Origin of the sequence: Trinickia sp. (assembly GCF_035492435.1) — a bacterium.
Classification (GTDB): domain Bacteria; phylum Pseudomonadota; class Gammaproteobacteria; order Burkholderiales; family Burkholderiaceae; genus Trinickia.
Genome location: NZ_DATJJF010000056.1, coordinates 1 through 9,599 on the forward strand (window position 1 = coordinate 1; position 9,599 = coordinate 9,599).

General features: G+C 63.6%; 5 protein-coding genes and 1 pseudogene. 1 reads left to right on the forward strand and 5 read right to left on the reverse strand.

All coding sequences use genetic code 11. From position 1 onward, the window contains the following. Positions 1-45: 45 nt before the first annotated feature. Complete coding sequence (locus tag VL598_RS04760) at positions 46-387, reverse strand: FKBP-type peptidyl-prolyl cis-trans isomerase (RefSeq protein ID WP_325325546.1); 342 nt, start codon at positions 385-387, stop codon at positions 46-48. 162 nt (positions 388-549) lie between these two features. Here VL598_RS04760 and VL598_RS04765 point away from each other — a divergent pair, with 162 nt between their 5' ends. Then, complete coding sequence (locus VL598_RS04765) at positions 550-1,326, forward strand: sensor histidine kinase (RefSeq protein ID WP_414718655.1); 777 nt, start codon at positions 550-552, stop codon at positions 1,324-1,326. Between the two features lie 148 nt (positions 1,327-1,474). Here VL598_RS04765 and treY read toward each other — a convergent pair whose 3' ends face one another. The 4 genes and pseudogenes from treY to VL598_RS04785 form a co-directional block, all read right to left on the reverse strand. Continuing rightward, on the reverse strand, positions 1,475-4,429 hold the full coding sequence (treY, locus tag VL598_RS04770; protein ID WP_325325547.1) for a malto-oligosyltrehalose synthase: 2,955 nt from the start codon (positions 4,427-4,429) through the stop codon (positions 1,475-1,477). Further along, complete coding sequence (gene malQ / locus VL598_RS04775) at positions 4,426-6,633, reverse strand: 4-alpha-glucanotransferase (protein ID WP_325325548.1); 2,208 nt, start codon at positions 6,631-6,633, stop codon at positions 4,426-4,428. Before malQ ends, treY begins: the two co-directional genes overlap by 4 nt. Next, a complete protein-coding gene (treZ, locus tag VL598_RS04780; protein ID WP_325325549.1) occupies positions 6,630-8,573 on the reverse strand; it encodes a malto-oligosyltrehalose trehalohydrolase in 1,944 nt (647 codons plus the stop codon). The genes malQ and treZ overlap by 4 nt, the downstream gene beginning before the upstream one ends. Before the next feature lie 23 nt (positions 8,574-8,596). Next, positions 8,597-9,599, reverse strand: a pseudogene (locus VL598_RS04785) (glycogen debranching enzyme GlgX); the annotation flags it as partial.

A 9,599-nucleotide genomic window follows, 5' to 3' on the forward strand; every position in this document is an offset into this window, starting at 1 on the left:
TACGGCGCAGCGGAACACGCTGCGCCTGCTGGCCGATGGGGGCGCTTATACGCGCAGCAGCTCGACTTCGAATACGAGCGTGGCGTTGGGGGGGATCACACCACCCGCGCCGCGCGCGCCGTAGCCGAGTTGTGGCGGAATCGTCAGGCGCCGTACGCCGCCTACTTTCATGCCCTGCACGCCTTCATCCCAACCCTTGATCACCATGCCGCCGCCGAGTACGAAAGAAAACGGGTCGTTGCGGTCTTTGCTCGAATCGAACTTCTTACCATCGGTGAGCCAGCCCGTGTAATGGACGCTGACGGGGCGGCCGGCGACGGCTTCATCGCCGCTGCCCACTGTCACATCTTCATACTGAAGGCCCGATGCGGTAGTCACGATTGACATAAACGCTCCTTTTCAATGATGTTGAAAAAGCGTCATTGTAGGCGCTCTCGTCGCCATGGGTGCCTATAATGTGGGTCTCTTCAATGCGCTAATGAAACCCTGCGCGCGCCCGTGATGGTGCAAACGCCATGGGGTTGGAGCGATTTAAACGAGGGGCTGATTGTGTCGACGTCTTTCGATGCCGTTTCCGCTGCCACATCTGAGGAGCGCTATGCGCGCATGCGCGCCGAAACGGCACTCTTCATGCGCGATCATCTGTTGTCGATCGTTTCTCACGATTTGCGCAGTCCTTTGAATGCGATACACAGCTGGGCCTATGTGCTCGAGCGCAAGCTCGATGCAGGCGATACTGCGGCGCAGCGCGCGTTGGCCGGCATTCGATCGGGTGTCGATCAGCAAGTCCAACTGCTCGAAGACGCTATCGACAACACGCGCGCCGAAACGAAGGCATTGCCATTACAGCGTTCGACCTTCCCAATGCGGCCGGTGCTCGATCGCTCGCTCGACGATGTCCGCCGCGCTTTGGCCGACGCGCGTGGCGTCTCCATCAAGATCGATTCGCGGCTCGAATCGGAGCAATGTGACGGCGACCGCGAGCGTTTTTCGCAAGCGGTTTGGGTCATGCTCGCATTTGCGGTGGAAGCGAGCAGGCCAGGTACTGCGGTCACGCTCTCGAGCAACGTCGAGTCCGGAGCGTGGCATGTCAAAGTCACACATGTCATGAGTTTCGCAGCCTTGAACGACGCGGAGTTGCCGCATGCGTTCGAGACCGCCGCGCGCAAGCAAGCGATACAACCGCGCGAAGCCGGACGTATCTCATGGGTGCTCGCATTGCCGCAGCGCGTCGCAGCGGCGCATGGCGGGAGTTTCGAACAAGGCGAGGCAGTTGATGACGAGCCCACGGTCCTTTTGTTGCGCGCGCCCCTTGTTTCGATTTGACTGACAACCCTCGCAGAAAAAGCTTTGATTCGACTGATGTCATGATTAGGGTTCCTAATAGTTAGGGATCCTAATAGAAGAAGAAAGGGGCCGCCCCGCACCGATCGAGAATCGGATAGGTGCGCGCACAGGCCTGCTGCTTGGAGCATCACGACTTTAAGACGCCTTGCTCGACAAGTAGCGAGACCGGCAGCGCGGTCAATGTGTCGCGCAAGAACAGACGTCCTGCATCGTCGGCTTTTGGGGCGGCTGGGCTCAAGCAATCGATGAAGGTATGTTTGGCAAGCCCGGGTGGAAGCAGTACGGACGTATCTTCCCAGTCGGCTGGCTCGACGAGAGGCAGGTCGCTGTGTGGCGCTAACAAGGACGTGGCAAAGCGCGTGCCGATGACAATGCCATAAGCGTTCGCGTGTCGGCGCGCGAACGCGATGACGTGTCGGGCGCGGCGGCCTTGCACGGTAAGGGGAATGTACGCGCCTTCAGAGAAAAGCGAAGGGAACGCGGTGCGCAGCCTGAGTGCGTGGTGAATCAAGCCGAGTTTGACGCGCCCGTCGCGCCACGTTCTCAAATGCTCGCTCGGCGGGCTATCGGCGAGCCACGCGCGGCGCAGGCCAAAGTCGACAGGTCTGCGGTTATCGGGATCGACGAGGCTGAAATCCCACAGCTCGGTGCCCTGATAGAGATCGGGCACCCCGGGCGAGGCGAGCCGCAGTAATGCCTGCAACAGGCTGTTGACAGCGCCTGCCCGGCTGATCCGGGCCACGAACGTCGACAGCGCTTGCAGAAAACCATCGCGCCGGCGCGGGGCAAGAATGTCGAAGAGAAAATCGCGCGAGGCGGCTTCGAACGCGGTATCGGGCGCGTACCAGCTCGTGCGCAGTTTCGCTTCGCGTAGCGCTTTCAACTGCCAAGCCCAAATGCGCTGCGCAAATGCGTCGATGCCTTCAACATCCGGCAGGGCGAGGTCGTAGGGCCATGCGCCGACGAGTGTCTGATAAAGCATCGCTTCCGCCGTGGGGCCGGGTACCCAATCCTGAGTCAAAGTCCGTTCGTCAGCAGTCCATACGCTGCCAGACCCGCGTCGATGTGGGGCGTTCAGGGCCGACCATGCGTGCATCGCCGCGGTCCACTCATCGGGGATCTCGCTCAGCACAGCGAGCCGAGCCCGCATGTCTTCGCCGCGTTTGTGATCGTGTGTCGCGGTGGTGACGAGCCCATGCGGAAAACGTCGCGCGCGCTGGAGATTGGTTTCATGAAACGCCTCGAGCGACATCGAAAACTCGCCAGGGTCGGCACCCACTTCGTTACGAGAGAGCAGCCGCCCGTAGCGGTAAAACGCGGTGTCCTCGACAGCCTTGGCGGCCAGCGGTGCCGTCAATTGTGCGAAAAGTGCGCATGCGGTGCGTCGCTCGCGATGGGGGGGCAGTGAAGGCACGGCGGGTTGCGTCGTGCTCGCTGCTTCCTCTCGTGGCTCACGCCCCCCGAGCCATTGGTCCAGCTGATCGAGCACGCCGTGATACGCTGCCGGCAGCGCGGCGCGCGCGCCTCCGAATGCCGCGCGGAAGTAGGGTTCGTCAGACTCCGTGCGTACCCCGTTGTTGGGGTAGATGCGATAGACCGGGAAGTGAACGGCGAGCTCCGTAAGCGCGCGGCGAATCGCGGTGAACGTGAAGTCCCGCGTGGCTGGGTGCTCGCGTGCCATGCGGTGCAGCGCGCGCGTGGCGCGGTCGAGTTCGGCCGACAGGTTTTCGGCAAGCACCTTGCGCCGGGCCGTGCGCACTACGTCGACGAATGTTGCCTCGCTTCCAGCAAGCTTGTTCCATGCGGCCGTGAGTGGCGCTTGGCCATGGCCATCGTGCAGCAACGCGCCGACATCGTTCATGAAGTCATAGCCCGTGGTGCCATCGACGTCCCAATCGCTCGGTAAAGATTCGCCACGCGCCAGTATTTTCTCGACCACTACGTAAGCGCGTTTGCCGTCGATCTGGGGCGGGCGCTGCGCCTCGCGCTCGGTGAGCCGCTCATGCAGCCGCTGGCAATAGTCGCGCGGATCCAGCAGCCCATCGACATGGTCAACGCGAACGCCGTCGATCAGGCCTTCGGCAAACAACCGAAGAATCATCGCGTGAGTGGCGTCGAAAACTTCGACGCGCTCGGCCCGAATGGCGACGAGCGTGCTGATGTCGAAGAAGCGGCGCCAGTTCACTTCGTCGGACGCCGTGCGCCACCAGGCGAGGCGAAAGAACTGCTTCTCGAGCAGCCGATGCAGGCGTTCGCGAGAATCCGGTGCCTCGGGAGAGTAGGCGGCGAGCGCGTTGTCAATCGCAGCGTGGCCGTGTGTTGTCACGAAGGCGCACAAGGCTTCCATGGCGCTTTGCGCGCGCGGGCGGTCCTCGGGCTGCGTGGTCAGTCCGTTAAATTGGCTGGCAAGCGCCTCCAGCCCGTCCGACCTTCCTCTCGCTTGCGATGGCCCTTCTACGTGAGACGCGTGAGTCGTCTCGCTCGTGCGTTCAGAGACCGGTTCTTGGCGACTGAGGCTCGCGGCGCCCATGCGCAAGATCGTCGCGTAATCGACGGGACAGATCGGAAACGCCTGCTCACCGTAGCTTACGAGAATGCGCGAGCCATCGCCATTGAGAGAGAGCCTGATGCGGCCCGCGGCGAGTTCATCGCCATATTGCGCGGCGAGGCATGGCACGAGCACCTTGCCGCGCAGTGCAGGGTCAGGGGAGTGCCAGTCGACGTCAAAGTGGCGCGCGTGCTCGCTATGACGTCCCCATTCCAGGATGTCTTGCCACCACGCGTTGTGCCCGCCAACGATGCCCATGTGGTTCGGCACGATGTCGGCGATGATGCCCATCTGCCGCTCATGCAGTGCATCGGCGAGACGTCGTAACGCCGGCTCTCCACCCAGTTCGGGGTTCACGCGGTTGTAGTCGACCGTATCGTAGCCGTGCTTGGAACCCGGCACGGCGGTGGACAGTGGCGAGAGATAAAGATGGCTCACGCCAAGCGCCGAAAAGTAATCGACTTGTGCTGCGGCATCGTCGAGCGTGAAGCCGCGATGCAATTGCAGACGAAGCGTGGAGCGCGGGCGAGTCATGATGTCGAAGGCGGTTCGGTATCGTGGACGCCGGCTCCTGCATCGGCGCGCGTACGCGAGATGGCGAGCATGCGGTCGGCGATGGCGGCGTCGGCGAAGAGCGCGTCGGCCGGCGCAGGCGCGCGGTGTCGCCAGTTCGGATACTCGTCGATCGAACCCGGCAGGTTGGGCTGATCGGGGAGACCTAACAGGTCTTCCAGCGGGTGAACGACGAGCGGTGCCGGCGTCGCTGACACATAAAGAAGCGCTTCGTCGACGGGTGCCTCGCCAACGGGCGGTGCCGCAACGTCGCACGGTGCAAGGCCAGCCTCCTGAAACGCCCGCCAGAGTGCTTGGCGATCAGTCGTGCGTTCGGCTTCGGCCGCCGCAGCCGGATCACGGCCGTCCGCGCGCGGCGCAGTCTGGCCGATGCGGTGTCGCCACGCGATGTCGCGCCCCTGCCACCAGCCGGCAACGGTCGGCAGGTCATGCGTCGTCGTCATCGCTAGCGCGCTCGCCCCCCATTGCGCTGGTGGCAGAAAACCACCGTCACTGTCCTTACGCTCGAACCAGAGCACGCGCATACCGAGCAAGCCATGTTCGGCGAGCCGATCGCGAAAGCCCGGCGGCACGGTGCCGAGGTCTTCGCCGATCACGACGGCCCGATGTCGCCAGGATTCCAATGCGATCAACCGCAGCAGATCGGCGAACGGGTAGGCGAGGTACGCACCGTCGGCTGGAGGCGCTCCTTCGGGAACAAGCCACAGCCGCTGTAGGCCAAGCACGTGATCGATGCGCAATCCGCCCGCATAGGAAAACGCGGCCCGCAGCATGTCGATGAAGGCGGTGAAGCCTTCATTGCGCAGCGCACGCGGACAGAATGTGGTGAGACCCCAGGCCTGCCCGGCCTGGTTGAGAAGGTCGGGCGGGGCGCCGACGGACACGCCTTCAAGCATGTCGTCGCGATAGGACCAGGCATGGCTGCCCGCGCCATCGCAGCCAACCGCGAGATCGGCGATGAGGCCAATCGCCATACCGGCATCGCGTGCGCTTTGCTGTGCGTTCGCCAAACCGGCAGCGGCGAGCCATTGCGCAAAAAGATGAAACTCAATCTCGTGTCGATGCTCATCCGCAAAGGCATTCACTTCAGCGCTACGGTGATCGGCAAACGTGGCGGCCCACGCGCGCCAGTGCGTGTGGCCGTGTTGCGCGCGCTGCCATGCGTCGAGCGCTTCGAAACGCGCGTGGTCTTCAAGCGCATGGCCGCCATGACGGCGGAACGCCTCGAATCGCGCGGCGTGCCCGTTGTGCTGCGCTCGGTCATGCGTGCAAAACCGCTCAAAGAGGGCACGCAGCACCGCGAGCCGCAGTGTGACCGTGTGCGGCCAATCAATGCGCGCTCTCGCCTCCAGGTTGGCCCATGCCTCGGCGGCGCCCAGCGTGTCGAGCGTTTCACGCAACGCATCGGCGCCGAACATCGCCGCCGGATCGATATGCGCGACGTTGAGACATAGACGTGAGGATGGCGAGTAGGGGCTGTACTTGTGCGGATCGGCGCTGAACATGGCGTGTACGGGGCTGATCGCCACGGCATGTGCGCCGCGTCGCGCGCATTGGGTCGCGAGCGCAGCGAGAGCAGTGAAATCGCCGATGCCGCCGTCGCCCGTGCGGCGCAGCCCATAGAGTTGCGCGGCGACGCCCCATAGTGCGGGCGTTCCGCTCTCGGCGACGCCTGCCGCGCGAGCGGCGTCGTGCACCGTATGACAGCGCGTAGGCGCTACGGCGAGGCAGGTGCGCTGGTCATTGAAGGTCAGCCAGTGATAACCCGGCTCGGTTATGGGGGCAAGCAGCGCGGGTTGGGCTTTCGGCGAGCTCAAGCGGCCGTCGATGACTTCGCCGCTTTCGAGTTCAAGTCGATATCGGCTACCCGCTTTGATGACGCCCGCAGGTAAGGTAATGGCGCTATGGCATTGCGCGGTGATGAGCGGCGGCAGCGTCCCCGCGCTGTGCTCGGCATCGAGCGCGGCGAAGCTTTGCGCTCTTTCGTCCCGCGTCGTGCAGGGCAACCCCAGCGCCGCGAGCAAGGCCGCGAGCATCTCAGGCTGCACACGCCGCTTGCGGCCATGCGCGTCTTGCCATTGCACGGCGAATCCGGCGCGCGCAGCGAGGCGCTCGATGTCAGCGCGCGCGTGCCGCTCTGATGTCGGCAGGGGAGGCGCACTCACGTGTTGTTCTCCCGCGGGCGGTGCACACGCGTGTCGTGCCGCGATGCATACTCATTGACGTTACCCGTCAACCAGGCGATACACGTGTACGGCGGCAGCGCACCCGCCTGCACGTCATCGCGTGAGCGCGCCGGCGTTTCAAAAATGACCATGCCATCGGGCTGTTCCAAGAAGGGCAATGCGTTGGGCGACAGATTCAGGGCAATGACGAGCCGTTCGCAATCCGCAAGCCGCCAGTGGGCGACGAGCGCGTTGGCCTCGCGCCCGTCGCGTGTACGCAGCACCGTTGCGCCGCGCGCGCATGCACGCGCGATGCGAGGTGCAACGAGCTTGGCGCGCACGGCAAGCGCCGAGCAATAGAAATGCACCCACGCGTCGTGCCCCTCGTCAGCATGCACAGCGTGTTGCGCCGCAGTCTCGCTGTTGTCGTCGTCGCACGCGGGCGAGGACAGCGCGAACGTCTGTACCGCATTGGGATCGGGAATTCTCGCGCGCTGCTCAGCGTCGCTGAACGCGGAGAACTTCGCGAACTCGCGGCGGCGACCCTCGCGCACCGCATCCGCCAGTTCTCCGGCATAGTCCGTGAAATAAAGGAACGGTTGCGTCGAGCCGCACTCCTCGCCCATGAAAAGAAGCGGAATCTGCGGCGCGAGCAGCATGAGCGCTGTCGCGGCTCGCAGTGCGTGCGGATCGCACAACGTGCGCAAGCGCTCGCCGAACGCGCGATTGCCGATCTGATCGTGGTTCTGCAAAAACAGCACGAACGCGCTCGGCGGCAGGTGCTTGCTGGGTTCTCCGCGTGGGGCGCCCTCGTGAATCGGCGAAGGTTCTCCCTGGTAGGCGAAGCCTTCGGCGAGCACACGTGCGAGTTGTTGGATCGGCTTGTCGGCATACGCGCGGTAATAACCTTCATGCTCACCGGTCAAGAGCACGTGCAGTGCGTTATGCGCGTCATCATTCCATTGCGCATCGAACTGTCCTTGGCCCAGCAAGCTGGCCGTGTTGTGCTCGTTCTCGATTACCAGGTGAACGTGCCTTCCCGGTTCGATGGCACGGCGCACGCGATCGGCTACCTCGCGCAGCCATTCGTCGTCGCCGATCGCATGCACGGCATCGAAACGCAGGCCGTCGAAGCGATACTCGTCGAGCCAGTAAAGCGCATTTTGTGAGAAGAACTCACGTACCTCGAGGCGCCGGAAATCGATGGCGGGGCCCCAGGGTGTCGAGATGTCGTTGCGAAAGAAAGCCGGCGCGTAGATCGGCAGATCATTGCCTTCCGGGCCGAAATGGTTGTAGACCACATCGAGCAGCACGGCGAGTCCGAGTTCATGCGCGCGGTCGATAAGTGCCTTCAAATCCTCGGGGCGGCCATAGGCCGAATCCGGCGCAAAGGGCAGGACGCCATCGTATCCCCAGTTGCGGCGGCCAGGAAAATCGTTGAGCGGCATCAGCTCGATCGCCGTGACGCCGAGTGCGGCGAGACGTGGCAAGTGCCTCGCCACGTTGGTATAGCCGCCGAGCGCGCCGACGTGCAATTCATAGATGACCATCTCCGCCCAAGGCCTGCCGAGCCAATTGCGCTGCTGCCACGTATACGCGCGTGGATCGACGACTTCGCTTGGGCCATGCACGTCGTCGGGCTGAAAGCGCGAAGCGGGATCGGTCACCGTGCGGCCATCGGGGCCGTCGAGCCGATACCGATAGCGAGCGCCCGCGCCGCATCCGGCTTCAGCTTCGAACCAGCCATTTCCCGTTGCAGTCATGTCGATTGAGGACGTCGACGATGCGTATTCGATTTCGAGGCGTACGGCTTCACACGCGGGTGCCCAAAAACGAAATCTCGTACACGGCGTGGTGCAAACAGCGGAGTCGATCAGATGGGCACCGAACGGCAGACAGTGCGCATGGCGCACCGCGTGGTCGCGCAGATGTGTGGGCATGATGCTGCTCCTTACGTCACCCGTTAGCATGAAGGTCGGCTGAGGCCGGCCGAAGTCTCTGCCGGGTGGTGGTCCCGTTGCTCGTCGGGAAGTCGAGCAACGAGGACGGCGAAGCCGTGTGCGCCGATTTCGAGCGTTTCTCCGGCAAGCGGATGAAGCTCCAGATCGGGCTTTGTCGTATCGGCGAGCACGTTCCATTCCAGATGCGGCGGCGGTGGTGTGAAGCAAACGGACGTGTTGGCCGCGTTGTGCATGAGCAGCAGCACTTCGATGCTGCCGTCGAGTGCGGCACCGGCACGGCGCAGCATCAGCGTTCGGCCTTCGGGGTCTTGCCACACTTCGCTCGTGAGCGGCGTGCCGGATTCGTCGAACCAGCCGACCTCGTCAATGCCGGGTACGACTTCGCGCTCGCCATGCAGAAACTGCGGGTCGCGCAAAAGGGGGTGGTGTTTGCGCAGTGCAATGAGGCGCGTAACAAACGACGTCAGCGAGCGTGCCGAGGCGGAGTTTGCTTCGCGCCAGTCGAGCCAGGATATTTCGTTATCCTGACAATAGGCGTTGTTGTTGCCGCGCTGAGTACGCCCGAACTCGTCTCCCGCTGCGAGCATCGGCGTGCCGAGCGACGTGAACAGGGACGCAAGCATCGAGAGCAGGACGCGGCGCCGCGTCTCTTCGATCGATGGGGTGTCTGTGGGGCCTTCGATGTCCCAGTTGGAACTGCAGTTTTCGTTATGTCCGTCGGCGTTGTTCTCGCCGTTGGCTTCGTTATGCTTGTGCTCGTAGGAAACCACATCGGCAAGCGTGAAGCCGTCGTGCGAAGCGACGTAGTTGATCGAGGCCCACGGTCGTCTAAAACGATGACGGAACAGTTCGGCCGATCCTGCAATGCGCGCCGCAAGCTCTGCACGCATGCCGGCGTCGCCGCGCCAGAAGCGGCGCACGCAGTCGCGGAACTTGTCATTCCACTCGGCGAAGCCGGGCGGGTGGTGGCCGAGCTGATAGCCGCCAGGGCCTACATCCCACGGC